This is a genomic window from Sphingomonas sp. Marseille-Q8236, from assembly GCF_965112005.1.
Map to the genome: position 1 here is coordinate 1 of NZ_CBCOPO010000002.1, position 16,374 is coordinate 16,374.

Annotated in this window: 10 protein-coding genes; 8 read left to right on the plus strand and 2 right to left on the minus strand. The window is 65.7% G+C overall.

The annotated features are described in order from the left end of the window. The 8 genes from ACWPWT_RS12465 to ACWPWT_RS12500 form a co-directional block, all read left to right on the plus strand. The coding region (locus ACWPWT_RS12465; RefSeq protein WP_454279936.1) for a TIGR02594 family protein at nt 1-3,421 on the plus strand (3,421 nt) is incomplete at its 5' end. 147 nt (nt 3,422-3,568) lie between these two features. After that, nucleotides 3,569-5,701 carry a hypothetical protein gene (locus ACWPWT_RS12470; RefSeq protein ID WP_454279937.1) on the plus strand — a complete coding sequence of 711 codons (2,133 nt, stop codon included), beginning with the start codon at nt 3,569-3,571 and terminating at the stop codon, nt 5,699-5,701. Beyond that, nucleotides 5,701-6,282, plus strand: coding sequence for a hypothetical protein (locus tag ACWPWT_RS12475; protein WP_454279938.1), 582 nt, complete (start codon nt 5,701-5,703; stop codon nt 6,280-6,282). Before ACWPWT_RS12470 ends, ACWPWT_RS12475 begins: the two co-directional genes overlap by 1 nt. Continuing rightward, nucleotides 6,279-8,927, plus strand: coding sequence for a hypothetical protein (locus ACWPWT_RS12480; protein ID WP_454279939.1), 2,649 nt, complete (start codon nt 6,279-6,281; stop codon nt 8,925-8,927). Before ACWPWT_RS12475 ends, ACWPWT_RS12480 begins: the two co-directional genes overlap by 4 nt. Continuing rightward, nucleotides 8,924-9,301, plus strand: coding sequence for a hypothetical protein (locus ACWPWT_RS12485; RefSeq protein ID WP_454279940.1), 378 nt, complete (start codon nt 8,924-8,926; stop codon nt 9,299-9,301). Before ACWPWT_RS12480 ends, ACWPWT_RS12485 begins: the two co-directional genes overlap by 4 nt. Further along, a complete protein-coding gene (locus ACWPWT_RS12490; protein WP_454279941.1) occupies nt 9,298-10,065 on the plus strand; it encodes a hypothetical protein in 768 nt (255 codons plus the stop codon). Before ACWPWT_RS12485 ends, ACWPWT_RS12490 begins: the two co-directional genes overlap by 4 nt. Nucleotides 10,066-10,067: 2 nt before the next feature. After that, entirely contained in the window at nt 10,068-10,538 is a 471-nt protein-coding gene (locus ACWPWT_RS12495; protein WP_454279942.1) for a hypothetical protein, read from the plus strand. Further along, entirely contained in the window at nt 10,538-12,127 is a 1,590-nt protein-coding gene (locus ACWPWT_RS12500) for an SGNH/GDSL hydrolase family protein (RefSeq protein WP_454279943.1), read from the plus strand. The genes ACWPWT_RS12495 and ACWPWT_RS12500 overlap by 1 nt, the downstream gene beginning before the upstream one ends. 310 nt (nt 12,128-12,437) lie before the next feature. On the opposite strand, the gene ACWPWT_RS12505 is transcribed toward ACWPWT_RS12500, so the two are convergent. Continuing rightward, nucleotides 12,438-13,415 (minus strand): family 43 glycosylhydrolase, encoded by a 978-nt coding sequence (locus ACWPWT_RS12505; RefSeq protein WP_454279944.1) that lies wholly within the window; start codon nt 13,413-13,415, stop codon nt 12,438-12,440. Nucleotides 13,416-13,430: 15 nt separating this feature from the next. Further along, nucleotides 13,431-16,202 carry a TonB-dependent receptor gene (locus ACWPWT_RS12510; protein ID WP_454279945.1) on the minus strand — a complete coding sequence of 924 codons (2,772 nt, stop codon included), beginning with the start codon at nt 16,200-16,202 and terminating at the stop codon, nt 13,431-13,433. Between the last annotated feature and the right edge of the window lie 172 nt (nt 16,203-16,374).

The following is a 16,374-nucleotide window of genomic DNA, read 5'->3' on the forward strand; positions in this document are numbered from 1 at the left end:
CCAGATCTTCTCGGCGCTGGGCGCGATGTCGCAGGCCGGTGGCGGCGCGGCGGCGAGCCTGGGCGAAGTCGGCAAGGCCAGCGAGGATGCGGGCAAGGATGCCGCCGACCTCGGGCAGTCGGTGGTCGATGTCGCCGACAAGGTCGAGAACACCGGCACCAAGTTCGGCGCGGTCGCGGGCTTCCTGGCGGGGCCGTGGGGTGCCGCGATCCTGGTGGCGGTGTCCGTCCTGACGCCGCTGGTCGGCAAGCTGTTCGAGGCGGACGATGCCGCCGAAAAGGCCGCCAAGGGCGGGCTGGAACTGGTCGATGCTCTCAAGGAGCAGAACTACGCTACCGACGCGGGGAAAGCTGCGATCGAGGCGTATAACGACGCCCTCGAGAAGCAGATCAAGACCGGGCAGCTTGCGCGCGAGGAGTCGATCCGGAATGCCCAGGCGGCCGTTAATGCCGCCATTCATATCCGTAATGAAACTCAGGCCTTGCTCGACAAGGCAAAAGCCCAGGCGGCGCTCGCTGAAGGGCCGCAGCCGAACGTAGAAGGAGGTGTCGGCGTAGCGATGACGGGGGCGACCCTCACAGTCAACGCGATGAAAAGTGAACTGGATGCCAATCAAAAAATCATCGACGCCTTAAAAACCACTTTGCGCGGCCTGCAAGGCGATCAGGCTTCTGCAAACGCGAAAGCAAATGTTGACCCTATTGAGAGGATCAACCGGGCCTATGATCGACAGGTCGAGGCAGCTAAGCGAGCCGCTGCCGGCAACGATCGTTTGACCGCTAGCCTTGAAAAAACGCTGACCGCGATCGAGCGCAACCGAAAGGCAGAGGTCGATGCCGAACAAGAGCGGCAACGTGCCCTTAATCGTAAGCCCGAAAAAGTGTCGCTCGGCGATCAGCTTCAGCGTGAACAGGCTGCGACCGCCCTGGCCTATGCCCAGCGGTACAAAGGGCTCAGCGAGAATGACGCTGGAGATCGTGATCAGCTTCGCCAACTGTTCAGACAGGCGAACATCAACGTCGATCCCAAGATGGTTGCCTGGTGTGCGGCATTCGTAAACAGCGTTCTGGCGGCTGGAGGGGTCAAAGGGACCGATAGCTTATCGGCGCGGTCGTTCCTCAATTACGGCCAGTCCACCGACGATCCCAACAAGGGCGACATCGTCGTCTCCCGGCGCGGCAGGAATGAGGCGCAGGGCCATGTCGGCTTCTACCAGGGCACGGACGCCAAGGGGAACATCCTGGTCTTGGGCGGCAACACCAGCGATAAGGTCGGCACCTCGACGATCGCGCGCAAGGACGTGCTGGGCTTCCGTCGCGCACCCACGGCGGCCGAGGCGTACAAGGATGCCGAAAAGGACGCGCAGGATGCGCTGAAGGATTTTCAGAAAGACCTGGAACAGGTCACCGCACAGTATCTGCCCGCGACCGCCGAGGCGAAGAAGTACGCCGACGAGCTGGCGCGGATCGACAAGCTGGCCAAGTCCTACGATCCCAAGAAGGCCGATAGCGGTTTGTCGGCCGAGGATGCCGAGGCGGCGCGCAAGGCGCTGGCGACCGCGCATGAAAAGCGGCTGAAGGAGATCAACACCACGCCCGAGCAGAAGGCCGCCGAGGACGCCAAGAAGGCGATCGACGGCGTCATTTCGTCGCTCGGCGAGGAACTGACCGCGCGCAAGGCGCTCGATCCCGTCACCAGGGCGATGGCCAAGCACCAGGACGAACTGAACAAGCTGTCCGGGGAAGCGCGGGTCAAGAAGGAAGCCGAGCTGCGCGCCGGCTATGCCCAGGTCGAGGCGTATAAGGAGATCGAGGAGGCGACGCGTGCCGCCGCGCAGGCGCAGCGTCAGTTCCAGGACCTGGCGCTGGACGCCTTCGACGCGATCGTCGTCGGGGGCGAGAAGGCCGGCGACGTGATCGACCGCCTGGCGCAGACCATCGCGTCGGCCGCGATCGAGGCGACCGTGTTCGGCACCGGACCGCTGGCGGCGCTCCTGAAGGCCCCCGGCGCTGGCGGCAAGGGCGCGACCGCGCCCGCCGCGTCCGGTGTCACCGGCGTTGCCGGCCAGCTGGTCGCCGACCAGATCGGCAAGACGACGGGCAAGTCTGTCGGTGACCGGCTGGACAAGCTGTTCGGTGACAAGACGAGCAAGGCCCAGCTGCTGCAAAATGCGGGTTATGGCTATACCGCTGCCAGCGTCACCGGCGGCAACGGCATCGGTGGTGCGCTGGGCGGGGCGCTGGGCGGCAAAGCAGTCACTGCATTGCTGGGCAACCTTGGCGGCTTTGCCGGGCCGATCGGCTCGGTCGTCGGCGGCATCCTGGGCGGGATCGTCGGCAACCTGTTCAACAAGCCGAAATCGGGCAGCGCGGTCATCACCTCGGTGGATACCGGCGCGACGCTGGGGGGCAACAAGGAGATCACCGCCGCGCTGTCGGGCAGCGCCAAGTCGATCCAGTCGGGCATCCAGAAGATCGCCGACCAGCTGGGCGGCGGGGTGGGCGCGTTCAGCGTCTCGATCGGCAAGCGGGAGGATTACTACCGCGTCGATGGCAACGGATCCACGCGGGTATCGGACAAGCATCCGGGCTCGGGGCTACTCTACAACGGCAAGGATGAGGCGGAAGCCATCACCATCGCGATCGCCAATGCGATTGCGGACGGGGCGGTGACAGGGCTGTCGCCAAGGGTGCAGCGTGCCATTCAATCGACGCCGGACATCGACAAGGCGTTGGCCGAGGCGGTGAAGGTCCAGGACCTCGAACTGACGATGGGCGGCATCACCGCCCAGATCGACAAGGCGTTTGCCGATTTCGAGCGCCAGGCCAAGGATCGTGTCCGGATCGCGCAGACCTACGGCTTCGACGTAGTCGCGATCGAGAAGAAGAACGCCGAGGACCGGGTGAAGCTGGCCGAACAGCTGACCAAGCAACAGGTCGGCAGCCTGCAAAAGCTGATCGAGGAAATGACGACCGGGTCGCTGGCCGAAGGTACGGCCATGGACAAGATCGCAGCCGTCAACACCTCGATCGCGAAGGCCAAGGCCGACCTGGACGCGGGCGTCGAGGGGGCGGGCGACACGCTCGCCTCGCTCTACCAGCAGCGCCTGGCGCTTTCCAAGGAGGCCTACGGCACCACCTCGGGCTATGCCGCCGATCGCGCCGCCACGCTCGATGAGGCGCGGACCGCGATCGCCAAGGCCAATGCGCGGATCGTGGCGGCGTCGGGTGGCACAAGTAGCGATCCGGCGCTCAAGACCACCAACTCCGCGCTGGCAGCCGCCAACACCACGCTCGATGAGATGGCCGACCAGAATGCGCGGATGGTCGCGGCGCTGGAGCGTAGCAACGAGTTGCTGGCGTCGATGGCGAGCAGTAGCAGCCCTTATTATGGCAACCTCAAGCAGCTCGCTGTCGTCTGACACTGGCGCAAGGTCACGCGATCGGCTAAGCCACCACCCAGCGGACACTTCCACTGCCGACCTCATGCCCGCCTAGGCGGGCATATTTTTTGGGCAGACACTGGGGCACTCGCATGAGGTGCCCAATCATCCGCCCCTTTCCATCTGATGGCCGCCAACGTCGTACTGGTGGAGGCGCGACCGCGTAGCGCCGGTGACGGGGCCGCCGTCACTGTTCGCCTGGCCGGGTGCGGCGGGTCCTATCCCTATTTCTATGACAACGCGCATTGGAAGGCCGGCATCGCCGGATTGCCGCGCACCATTGCATCGCTCGATTTTGATGGCGAGCAGCTGGGCGGCGGTGGCGTGCCCCAGGCGATGGAACTTGGCTGGTCGCCCGCGACCCGCGCGGCGCTGGCCGATGTCGCCGCGCTTTACTGGGCAGATGCCCCTATCACGGTGCGGATCGGCCCGGAGGGTGACGCGCTGCCGCCGATCGCGGCATCCGGCTTGGTCCTGGACGGCGCGGTCGAGGGCGGGAGTTTGCGCATCGCGCTGTCGGACGCGGCGGCCGAGCTGAAGAAGCCGCTGCTGAACGAGCGCTTCCTAGGCACGGGCGGGATCGAAGGCCCGGTCGAGCTTGAGAATATCATCAAGTCCCGCAGCTGGGGCCGGTGTTTCAATGTGCCGGGGCAGCTCATCGAGCGCGCGAACAACATCTGGTGTTTCGGTGACCCGCGTCGCGCCTGGCAGCGGTTCGTCCAGGTGCGTGACCGGGGCGTGGCGGCGACGGAAGTTCTGTTGCTCGCGTGGCAGGGTACGCCCGAGGCCACCTTCGCGGCGCTGAAGGGCGCGGCTGCACCCGAGGGCGGGTGTGTGGTCTGCCCGTCGATCGCTTGCGTGAAGTGGTGGTCCGAGCCCGCCGGTGACCTGAAGGCCGACATCGAGGGCGAGACGGCGGGCGGTTATGTCGAGACCGCCCCGGAGATCGTGGCGCGTCTGGTGGCGGTCCGCTCCGCGATCCCGATCGCGGCCGGCGCGGTAGCGGAGGCCCGCGCCTGGCGTCCTGCACCGTATGGCTCGCGCGTCGATAATGAGTCGACCACCGCCGCCGACGCGATCAGCGAGGTTCTGGGCGACGTGTCGCTTTCCTGGCTGCTGATCGGTGGCGCGATCCGTTTCCGGCGCTGGGAATGGACGGCATCGACGCGGGTGGCGCGTAGTCACCGGGTGTCTCGGCGCTCGACGGTGAAGCCGGTGGCCACACGCAAGCTGGGCTATCGGCGCAACTGGTCGCCGATGGCGCGTGGTGACCTGGCGGCGATCGTGCTGGCGACGGACGTTGCCTATGAGGATGGCACGCCCGTCGAGGCGTTGAAGCCAGCCCAGCCCGGCGCGGACAAGACTGCTGACCACCCCGAGGCATTCGTCCAGTGGACGGGCAGGCCAGCGGCGGATGTCGTCGCCGACCTCAACCAGAACATCCTGAACGTCGCCGCTGAAATGGTGGTCAACGGCACCTGGCGGGCGGGCACCGACCAAATCCTGTTCGTGGACGGCAAGCCCATCCGGCAGGTGATCGAGCAGATCGCCTTGACCCAGGAAGGCCTCTCGCTGTTCGTCACGCAATTGCAGGAGGTCAATGCCAACACCGGAACCGCGCGGTTCATGTTCGCGGCGAATGCCAACGGAGATATAGTTGGCATTCAAGGAACCGCAGGCGGCAAGATCAGCGGCCTTAGCTTCGTCGCCGGAAGGTATCAATTCGTGGACCCGAACGGCGGCAACGCGATCAACGCGCTGGTCTATGACGAAGACGATGTGTGGCGCTTGCGCAAGGTCGAGGTGACCGAGATCAAGGCGGACACCGTCATCACCAAGCATCTGGTCACGTCCTCGATCAGCCAGACGCGGGTGGCCCCGGTCAGCGGCAACATCTCGATTGCCCGCAACGCCAGCGCCAACGTCGCGAGCGTGTCGATGACCAAGCAGGAGCCGGACAGCGTCATGAAGGTGACGTTCTTCGGCATGTTCCAGTCCGACGACGACATCCAGATGACGTGCACCGTCGAGGTGGACGGAGCCACCTCCTATCCGGCCGGGCGCATCAACAACGTCTTCGATAGCACGCAGAGCAAGGCCGAGTCGACCCTTACCCCGTTCGTCTACATCTACGACCTTCCGGCGGGAGACCACACCTTCGTGTTCAAGGTCGTGAATCAGGAGGTCGATAACATCGCGCTGATCGTCAAGATGGGGTCGGCCATGGAAGTCCTCGAACAGAAAAGGCCGCTTCTCTGATGGCTGACCAGACGCTTACTCCGCAGAATGTCGCGGACTTCATCGCGGTGTGGCAGGCATGGGGCGCAAGCGTTGACCAGTTCAACGCATGGATGATGGGCACCGCGACCGGCGGGCCGAACGGCGACGGTCGCTACCCGCTGACCAACCGGAGCAACCAGACGGTGCTGGTCATGTGCCCGGCCAAGCTGGCGACGCTTGTCCCGACCGGCCAGCCCTTTGACTGGGCCTTCGATTGCTACAGCCCGCGCGAGATGGTCCGGGTCGCCACCGGCCTGTCACCGCTGCGCGCGCCGCGCGTGCTGATCCTGTCGGAAATCCGCGCGTTCGTGGACGTGGCCGACATGTCGCCATCCCAGTCCTACGGGATTAGGATGAACGTCCGGGTGGACGGCGCGTCGATCCTGTCCGCACCGCTGCGCATCCTGCCCGGCCAGCTATCGAGCAAGGCGGACGGCACGCCGCAACCGACGATTTCGACCCCGCGCATCCCCGACGACGCGCTGGTCAGCATCGATGTCGAGGCGGAGGGCTCGGGCGCGCGCGGCCTGAAGGTCTATCTGAAGGGGAATTACGAATGATCCTCCAGAGCCGAAAGCCGCGCGTCATCCTGCGGGCGGATTTCCTGACCGGCGACTATCAGGCGAACAACGCCGCGTTCGCGTCCGCCATGGCGATGAAGGAGATCGAGATCGCGGGGCCGGGCGGGGTGTCGGCGGCATCGTCCGGCGCGCTGTATATCGCCCCGGCCGGGCAACCCCGGATCGTCCCCGGCCTCGGTTTCCTACGCGAACCTGCGGCCAAGAACCTGCTGTTCATGCGCAACGCCGCGCCGGTGTCGATCGAGGGGTGGACGCTGCTCAACAGCCGACCCAGCGGCGCGTCGGCCGCCCTTGTCGATGATACCGACAGCCTGCGATTTGCCCGCACGCCGGACGGCAGCGAGTACATCTTCGCGGCGCTGCTGGATGCCGGCGTCATGAACGGCAAGGTGGTCGAGTTCTACAATCCGAGCACGACGACCGACTTTGCCATTCCGTTCTTCAGCGCCGGGGCGGGCGCGCGGGTGGCGTCGAGCGTCTATGCCAAGTCCATCACCGGGGCCTGCTATCTGACCGTCACGGGCGGCGGTGGATCGACGGCCGACTATTTCGGCGGGCAATGGGCGCGGATCGGTCGCGTGCACACCGCAACGACCACTGGCGGGCAGGGCCGCCTTGTGGTGCGGCCGGGCGGCCGGGTCCGCGTCATCCTGGCGCAAGTCGAGATGGAGGTGATCACCAGCCCCATCGTCACGGTCGGCCAGCCGGTCGCGCGCGGTGGCGACATATTGGAGGTGAGCGGGCGCAACCTGTTCGATCGGCCCCATACGATCGTCATCGAGGCGGAGATCCAGCAGCAGAACAATATCGAGCGCACGTTCATGCAGCTGGGCAATCCGAACGGCGAGGTCATGACGGTGGCGCGCACCACCGACCATGCGCTGACCGGCACGCAGTGGGATAGCCATAAGCGGCCTTGCGTGCCCCGGCTCTACGGGCCCGGCAAGGTCCGCCTGGCCCACCGGGTCAGCACGCGCGGCCAGACGATCGCGGCGGCCGGGCTATGCGCCCATGCGCCGTTCCTGGAGCCGCCCGCCCGACTGGACCGGCTGGCGGTCGGCGCGCGGCTGGACGGCACCTTGCCGATGTCGGGATGGGTGCGCTCGATCGAGATCATCGAAGAGGTCGGCGACGATGACCTTGAGGCGCTGACCGCCGACCGGAATGACGCCTTCCTGGCCGAGACGCGGCGTTATGTCAGCCCGACCGGCGACGACAGCAAGGACGGACGTACCCCGGCGACCGCGTGGAAGACGCTGGCCAAGGCGGCAGACGGCACGCAGTTCTGGCCGGGGACGCACTTCTTTCTCGAACGCGGCGGCTCCTGGAACGAGACGCTCCTGCCCGGCAACCGCTGTACATACCGCGCATACGGCTCCGGCGCTGCCCCCAGGGTCGGCATCGGCCAGCTCTTCGCGCTCGATGAGAACAGCGCCAGCGACTTCCGTGTCATGGGGCTGCACCTGACCGGTGCTCGGCAGCGCGGCGTCAACAGCTACGGCGGCTACGGCATCATGCTGGTGGACTGCGAGGTGTCGGGCAACGGCTCGCGTACCGATGACAATTCGATCGGGATCGCGATACGCGGCAACACCCGCAAGGCCGAGGCGGCGCTGGGCGCGGTTCCGCCATCCGTCACCGTGCAGGCCTATGCGACCACCGAAGCGGGGCTGACCGGCATCTTCCGGGTGGAATGCACGACAGGCGGCAGCGGATCGGCGACCCGGTGGCGGGTGCGCCGACCCGATGGTTCCCTGGTCACGGGCACGGCCAGCGGCGGGGTCGCATTCTCGGGCGGTGGCGTGTCCTTCACCCTGACCGGCACGGCGTCGGTCGGCGACGTGGTGGAAATCCGCAACAAGCCGTTCAGCGAGATCGCGCTGCCCACGACCGCCGTGGCCGAAGACGTGTGGATCGAGCGCTGCTACGTCCACGACAATATCGGCAAGGCGGCGGGCGATGCCGTCTATATCGAGGGCATCGGCGGCCTGGTCGCGGTCATCGGCTGCGACATTCCGCCGCCCGAGGGCGTGCAGGCCGACTGTATCCAGATCGGCCGGAACACCGCGCTCTACGTCTCCAACCCTGCCCATGCGATCGTGCGGGGCAACCGGGTCGCGGCTTTCACGGGCGGCGGCAAGGGCGCAATCGTGGTGCGGTCGGAAACCTGCCTGGTCGAAGGCAACCGGGTCCGGGGGCACAACTTCTGCATCGCCGTCATGGCGCGCGGGATCATCCGCTGGAATTACTGCGAGAACGCCGATCTCTACAATTATTCGTGGGGGATCGGGCCGGGCGAGGACAATGATGTCGTCGGCCAGGAGATTTACGAGAACGTCATCGTCGGTTGTCGGCGTGGCCTGTCCTTCTCGGGCAACGGCGGTTCGACCATGACCCTGGGCGGGCGCATCCCACGCCTGCAATACCGATCCGGCATCGCCGCCTGGTCCAATGACATCCGCAATGCCGATGCGGGCGTTTTCATCGATCGGCCGACCGGCGGGCGCATTCAGTTCAACACCGCGCAGAACGTGAAGACGCTGCTCGATCGCCGGACCCAGGCGCTGCCGCCGGGGCAAACCGAATTGCGCACGACGCTGGCCTTCGTGGCAGCCACCGCATGAGTGTCGATCCCCTCTTCGCGCAATGGCTGCAAGCCCAGGCCGATTACGTCGTGGTGTCGGACGCCGCCGGTCTGGCGAGGTGGGCTGCGACGGCCGTTACCGCCTCGCGCACGACATCGATCGCGACGAAAGAAGCCGCGCAGGCGGAAGCGGCGCGCCAGCTCGCGTTCTTCTCACGTGGGCCGTTCGCCATCGACGTACACGAGTTTGCCTCGACCGATTGGCTGGAGACGATCGGGCTGGTCGTGACGATCAGCAATGACGACCTCGGCTATGCTGACGGCATCGACGTGTTCGTCCTGGGGGTCGAAAGCGATGCCCAGACCGGGATCAGCGCGGTCACCGTTCTGCGCCCTCTGAAGGGTGTCTCATGAGCCGCTTAGTCATCGTCCAACCGCTTCTGGTCAGCGCCGCCGCCTCGACGCGTGGGACGGGTGCGGACAATCTTCGCTCCGCCAACCCCAAAGAGGTTTGGATGGATGGTGCAACCGGCGGCGATGTGTCGATCACCATCGACCTGGGCGTAGGCGCTACGATCGACACGATCTGCCTCGGCTATATCCGGGGGAGCGTGGCGGGCACCACCTGGTCGATCACCGGCGGCATGGTTTCGGCGGATCAGGTGGCGATCCAGGCTGCCACGTCTCTGCGCGTTCCGGACGCGGCCGACAGCTTCGAGCCGGTCAGCCACGGGCTTTGGTCGGGTGCAGCGCTGACGATCCGCTATCTGAAGATCACGTTGAGCCATCCCGGTCCCGACCGCCTTAGCGCAGGCGTCCTGGTGGTCGGCAAAGCCTTCCGCCCTGTCCTCGGTCAAGATTGGGGCGGTGGTCGCCAGCCGATCGACACGGGAACCGCGACTCCGTTGCCAGACGGTGGGTTCGCCACGGTCGAAGGCGTGATCAAGAGCGGTTTCAGTTGCACGTTGAGCGACCTTTCAGAGGCCGAGACCCTGCAACTGGAGCGGATCGCCAAGGCGTTGGGAACAGTCCGCCCCGGTCTCTTGATCGAGGACGACACCCGGTCGGCCGGGCTGATCACTCGCATGCATTACGGCCTGTTCGGCAAATGGAAGCCGTTCGAGCGCCGCAACCGTGCCCAGACGCGCTGGGACATCTCAATCGAGCAATGGGTGTGACTATGAGGATGTCGAAAAGACTGTTGTGCGCGGTCGTCGCTTTGGCGGCTGTTGCCGCGCCAGCGATCGCGCAGGTCAAGCGCGCGGGCGAGGTCGTCAACTCGCCGGCCGTGGTGGCCCTGACGTTGCCGAACGGTACCTACATCACGCCAGGCGCATTGGTTCAAATCGACCAAAGGGGCGATATCGTCGTGCAGCGTGAGGCGTTCCAGTTGGTCAACGCGAACACGTCCAGCGCGCCCGTCACCATCTACGGGGGCGACTACATCCTGTCACAGCTCTGCGGCTCTTACGGCACGCTACGGCTGGAAGTGCGCGGCGCAGACGGGCTGACCTGGTTGCCGCTGGTGACCAAGACCGCATCCGACAGCGGTTCCGGCACGGGTGTCGCGCTGGGCTCGTACGCCGTCGTTCGCGTCTCGGTCAGCGGTACGGCAGGCTGCTATGCCAGCTTGTCGCGGGTGCCTGCATAATGGTGCGCTTCCTCGATCGCATCGGCTTGGGCGGTGGACAGGTGCCGGGGTTCGTGCCGCCGTCATGGGTGCCGACGCCGGTGACCGATGCCGCCCGCTATATGTTCTGGGCGACACGGTCGCGGTTCCCATCCGGCACGCTGGTGACGGCCGCGACGGGCACGAACTATGTCATGACCCGGATCGTGCTGGCCTCGACCGTCCACACCGTCACCAATCCGCGCTTCCACTTTTCCGGCTTCGCCTCGACCGAGGGCGGTAGCAGCCCCCAGGAAACCGTGCTGCCTGGCAACGCCACGGTGATCGATGGCGTGTGGATCAGCGTCAACGGCGCGGCCCCGGTGCCGCTGACCTTCGCCGGACAGTCCGGGGTCTCGATCGCCAGCGGCAATATCGGGGCCTGGACCGACGAGCCGACGATCACGATCCCGCCCGAGGCCAGCGTGGCGATCTATACGCTCTACCATACCGCGTCGGGCGAAAAGCAGATCCCGGTCTATCGCATCCAGACCGCGCGCGGCGAACGGGTCTGGGGCGCGGCGGATGCCGCGACGCTGACGCCGATGCTGAATGCACCCGCGACGGCATCGACCGCGTCGCTCGATACCGGCTTCGGTCAGTCGATGCCTGCCTATTACGGCCCGGACATGACGGTCGCACGCGGCTGGGACGGTCGCCCGGTGGCGCTGGGCATCGTGGACAGCATCGGCGAGGCGCGGCAGGAATATGCCGCGGAGGCCGATGCGCGGGGCAATCTGGGCTGGCTTCGCCGCTGGCTCGACAAGGACGATCAGGCGTACCGGCGGGTGCCCTTCATGATGATGGGTATGCCCGGGGCCGGGTCGGCGCGCGAACTGGGCACCAACGCCACGCTTCGCTGGCAGGTGCTCGACCAGGCGGCGGCGTTCAACAGCGGTTCGGCGCTGCCTTTCACCATCGCGCTAAACCAGCTCGGACAGAACGACGCCAATTCGACCTATTCGACCATGCAGGGCAACTGGACCGGCTTCGTCGATCGGTTCAAGCAGCGCTACGCGAGCATCAAGATGGTGGCGACCGGCGTTCTGCCTCGCACCACCTCGACCAACGGCTGGACCAGCCGCGACGGACAGACAGCATCCCAGTATAACGAGTGGGCCTCGACCACGAACGGTTGGGGCAACGGCTTCAAATGGCAGCTGGAGGCGTTCAAGGAAGCGGGCGGCGGTGGTCGCCTTGCCGCTTACATCGATACCAGGCCCTATTGGTATGATGCATCGGCGCAGGGGACGTGGCCCGTCGTCGCGGATACCTACACGCTGACCGCGCAGGCGGGGACGGACGGCACCGCCACCTACACGACGATCCAGACGGCGACCGCTCCGCGTATCGGGGACGTGCTTGTAGGGGGTGGTTCATCGCTGACGGTGCAGGCGGTCACGGGTGACGGCCCCTACACGGTGACGACATCCGCCCGCGCCACGGTCATCCCGATCGGAACCGCCATGCGCCCCCAGGCCAGTGCCGAGGGGGTCCATCCCTTGCCGTCAGCGGTGCAGGCGATCGTCGCCGCCATTCCCCAGACACAGAAGGCGCTGCTGGCGGCATGACGCGGGATGCGACGGCAGGGATTATGAGAAATGAAATGCTCTAGATTGTCTTGTCAAAGACTCCAGAAGCTCTTGTCCCGCTTCAGCCTGTTCCTCCCGTCATGTGTCCACCCCCGGTCGGGGGATGGGCGGGGAGGGCCAGCCATGAGTCTTCGCGCATGCGCTCGTGACCTCCCCTTATGCGAAGGCCGAAACCATGGTGAAGCAGGATGCGATGCCGAAATTCCGATTTCGGAATTTATTCAGATGGTTAATGGAAGTTTAAATCGCGACCTTTCGCGTGGGTGGCGAAAGGTCGCGCTCCTGGCGATCAGCGTCGGCGTGCCGAGGCCAGCACGGGCGCATCCGCGTCGGTCATCCGCACCGGGCGGATCGTGCCGTCCGGGGCATAGGTGATACGGTCGATCGCGACGACGCGCTCGCCCTGAAACGGCCCCGGTCCCGGTGCGCGGTCCCAGCGGTGATAGACGATCAGCCACCGGCCATCGGGCGTCTTGACGAAGCTGTGATGGCCCGGCCCCTGATGCCGATCGTCGCTGGTCAGGATCGCACCGCGATAGCGCCACGGCCCGATGGGCGAGGGGGCGGTGGCATAATGGACCGAATAGTCCGGGCCGTTGAAGCGCCCATGGCTGTAGGACAGATAATAGACGCCGTTCCGCTCATGCATGAAGGCGCCTTCGGTAAATTGCGGCGGGTTGGGAACCTTCACCTCGCGCGCGACGGTGACCATGTCGGGCTTCAATTCCCATACGCGCAGGGTCGAGCCCGCGCTGCCACCCGCATAGAGATAGATTTTGCCCGACCGGCGATCGGGGAAGACCATCGGGTCGATCGCCTCGAACCCCTTGTCGCCGGTGATCAACGGGCGTCCGCTATCGCGGTACGGGCCCGCCGGACGGTCGGCCACCGCAACACCGATCCGGCTGGGGGTCGGATTTTGCGGACCGACCGAATAATAGAGATAATATTTCCCGTTCCGGGTCGCGATGCCGGGGGCCCAGAGGAAATGCTCGGGCGCGCCGTCATCCTTGATCCAGCCGATCTGGTCGCGCCGGATCAATTCGCCACGCGGACGCCATGTCTTGAGGTCGCGGCTGGAAAAGGCGCCGAACCGGTCGGCGGCCCAGCTTCCCCCCGGCCCGCCGGTGGGGAATACCCATAGTTCCCGGCCGATCATGACCGCATGGGGATCCGCTCCCTGGAATTGCGGATTGCGGGCGGTGACCGTGCCCGCCAGCGTCAGGGCGAGCGCACCGGCGGCGGCAAGGGTTCGCAACAGCTTCATCGTCATCCTCCCCGATCAGAAACGGAACCGCACGCCCAGCGAATAGGTCCGCTCGATATAGCGCACCTGGAACGGATAGCTGTCCCCGGCGGCGTTGTAGCTCCGCTCGGTCCGCACCGGCGTGCCCAGCAGATTGAGCACATCGAACGCGACCGTCACATTCTTCGTCGGCGTGACGGTGGCGGAAAAGTCCATCACCCCCAGGGCCTTCTGATAGAGCGGCGACAGGAAGCCGTTCTGCAGATCCTGATATTCGATCACGAAGCGCGACCGCCAATTATAGGCCAGGCGCGCCGAGAAGACCGGCCGCTCGTAGAGGCCGACCAGGTTGAAGGCGTGCTTGGAGACGCCGGGGAAGGACTGCCGCCCCGGCAGGCGGTCCTGGAAGGCGGGCTGCAACTCGGTCGCGGCATCGAGATAGGTGTAATTGGCCTGCATGCCGAAGCCACGCGCCCATTCAGGCAGCGCGTCGATGTCGAGGAAGCCGGTGAACGACGCCTCCAGCCCCTGGATGCGCCCCTTGCCGCCATTGCTGGGAGCGTTGACGCGGCGGTCGGGCTGGCCCGCAATCTCGGTCAGCACCGTGTTGCGGAAGATGAAGTTGTCGACGTCGCGGCGGAACAGCCCGGCGGTCAGCGACCCGGTGCGCGAGAAATACCATTCCAGCGATAGGTCGTAATTGTTCGAGGTCAGCGGGCGCAGGTTCGGATTGCCGCTGCTGATGTCGATGATGCAGTTGGGCGCGTCCGGCCCCGTCGTCGGATCACCCGCGACCGGCGTACAGGCCAGCGGCGCGGTGTTGACGACGCTCGACGGATTCAGATCGATGAAGTTGGGCCGCGTCCGCGTCTGGGTATAGGCGAGGCGCAGTTGCAGCGTGCGGGTTAGCTCTGCCCGGAGCGAGGCGTTGGGCAGGTAATCGGTATATTCGTTGGTCTGCGCCACCGGCGTAAAGGTGTTGGTCGCGGCGTCATAGGTGTTGCCGTTCACCCGCGTGCGCGTGCGGATGACACGCACGCCCAGATTGCCGTCGATCGGGATGCCGGGATTCACCGCATAACGGAGCTGCGCATAACCGGCATAGGCGCGCTCGTTCGCGGTGAACGTCTCCTGCTCGTTGAACGGCACGTCGCCTTCCGGGAAGCCCGCGATCCCGCGAAGCGCGTCGAGATTGGCGAACACGCTCTCGAAGGTCGCACCGGGGAACACCGTATCGCGCTGTGCCTGGTCGAAGCGGAAGCCGCGCGTGATCGGTGCGATCGTGACCGGCAACTGGTCATAACCGATGCCGCGGTCGAGCAGGCTTTGATAACGCTGTCCGTTGTACCGCGCGGCGTCGCGGTCGTTGAAGCGGAACCCGGCCTGGATGCGGGGCAGGAACGGGATGCCGGTCTCATACTCGGCATCGACTCGCGCCTGCACATCCTGACCCTCGGCGCGGAACTGGCGGTCGAACAGGCCGCGCAGCAGATAATTGGCCGGATCGGCGGCGTTGAAGTTCACGAACTCGAACGCGCCGCCGCCATGGTTGCCGCTGATGTCGAAGGCGACGTTGCGCGTGGGCGAACTGGCAAAGGCATAGTCGATATTGGCCTGATGCTCAGTATAGCGGCTGTTCGTGTAGGCGAGGTCGGTCGTCAGCTTCAGCCGATCGCCCGACCAGATCGCACCGCCCGCAATCTGATAGGTGTCGGTGCGCGCGCGGGTGAAGCCGTCATAGCCGTCTGGCGCGTTGGCGCCGCTGACCGTCATGCTGTTCGCCGCATTGCTGCCGTCGCCGCGCAGCACGACATTGGTATATTGCGCGTTCGCCCCGAAGGTCGGCACGAACAGCCAGTGATTGCGGTCCTCGGCACGGTAGCCCTGGAACAGCCCGTCGACATAGATTTCCAGCCGCTCGGCGGGCTTCCACTGGATCGCGGCATTGACCGATGGGCGCCAGCGGTTGCCGCTGCCATAGAACAGGCCATTGCCGTTGGGCCGGGTAAAGCCGAACGCATCGGCCGCGTCGCCCGGTGCGGGGGTGACGAACCGATCGACCTCGCGCGTCGAATCCAGATAGTCGATATTGGTCATCGCGGCGTTCACGAGCACGCCGATCTCGCCGATGCCGGTGTTCCAGCGGTCGCTGATCAGGATATTGCCGTTGTAATCGACGCTCTGGCTCTGCTGCCAATGCACCCCGTTGAGCGAGCCCGACAGCTCGAATCCATCGAAGTCGAACGGACGGCGCGAGCGGACATTGACCTGGCCGCCGATCCCGCCCTCGATCAGGTTGGCGGTGCCGGACTTATAGACTTCCAGCGCCTGCACCGCGCCCGCCGGGAAATCCTGGATCGCGACGAAGCGGTTCTCGGCGGTAAAGATTTCGCGGCCATTATAGGTGGTGGAGATGTCGGGCAGGCCGCGGATCTGGACCTGCGCCGCTTCGCCCGCCGCGCGGTTGACCTGAACGCCGGTGACGCGGGCCAGTGCGGCGGAGGCGGTCACGTCGGGCAGCTTGCCGATATCCTCGGAGACGATTGCATCGACGATCCCCTCGGCATTGCGCTTGATCGCCTGGGCGGAGGCCAGGCTGCGGCGCAGGCCGGTGACAACGATCTCACCCCCTTCGACGGGCGCGGCCTGTTCGGCGGGGGCGGGGGTGGTGGGGCTGACGCTCTGGTCGGCCGCGCCGACGGGCTTGGGGGCCTCCTGCGCGATGGCGGGGGCCGCCATGACGAGCGCGAGAAGCGAAACCGATGCCGAACCCCGTGCCGATACGGTCATAGCCATAAGCTGCCGCATGATCCTCTCCTGACAAAATATTGATAAGTCCGACTTTTTCACGGGCTTTGCGAAAGGCTGCTACAGAGCGGCGATCGGTTCATCAACCCCTGAAAGCCATATAATATGTTGGAAAGTCAGCGATTTCTTGGCTAACCTCGGCAAAACAAATCAGACCATTAGGGAGGAACGG

Coding starts and splice junctions, on each gene's coding strand:
- ACWPWT_RS12495 (WP_454279942.1), top strand. CDS start 10,068: ATGAGGATGTCGAAAAGACTGTTGTGCGCGGTCGTCGCTTTGGCGGCT.
- ACWPWT_RS12485 (WP_454279940.1), top strand. CDS start 8,924: ATGAGTGTCGATCCCCTCTTCGCGCAATGGCTGCAAGCCCAGGCCGAT.
- ACWPWT_RS12470 (WP_454279937.1), top strand. CDS start 3,569: ATGGCCGCCAACGTCGTACTGGTGGAGGCGCGACCGCGTAGCGCCGGT.
- ACWPWT_RS12510 (WP_454279945.1), bottom strand. CDS start 16,202: ATGCGGCAGCTTATGGCTATGACCGTATCGGCACGGGGTTCGGCATCG.
- ACWPWT_RS12480 (WP_454279939.1), top strand. CDS start 6,279: ATGATCCTCCAGAGCCGAAAGCCGCGCGTCATCCTGCGGGCGGATTTC.
- ACWPWT_RS12505 (WP_454279944.1), bottom strand. CDS start 13,415: ATGAAGCTGTTGCGAACCCTTGCCGCCGCCGGTGCGCTCGCCCTGACG.
- ACWPWT_RS12500 (WP_454279943.1), top strand. CDS start 10,538: ATGGTGCGCTTCCTCGATCGCATCGGCTTGGGCGGTGGACAGGTGCCG.
- ACWPWT_RS12475 (WP_454279938.1), top strand. CDS start 5,701: ATGGCTGACCAGACGCTTACTCCGCAGAATGTCGCGGACTTCATCGCG.
- ACWPWT_RS12490 (WP_454279941.1), top strand. CDS start 9,298: ATGAGCCGCTTAGTCATCGTCCAACCGCTTCTGGTCAGCGCCGCCGCC.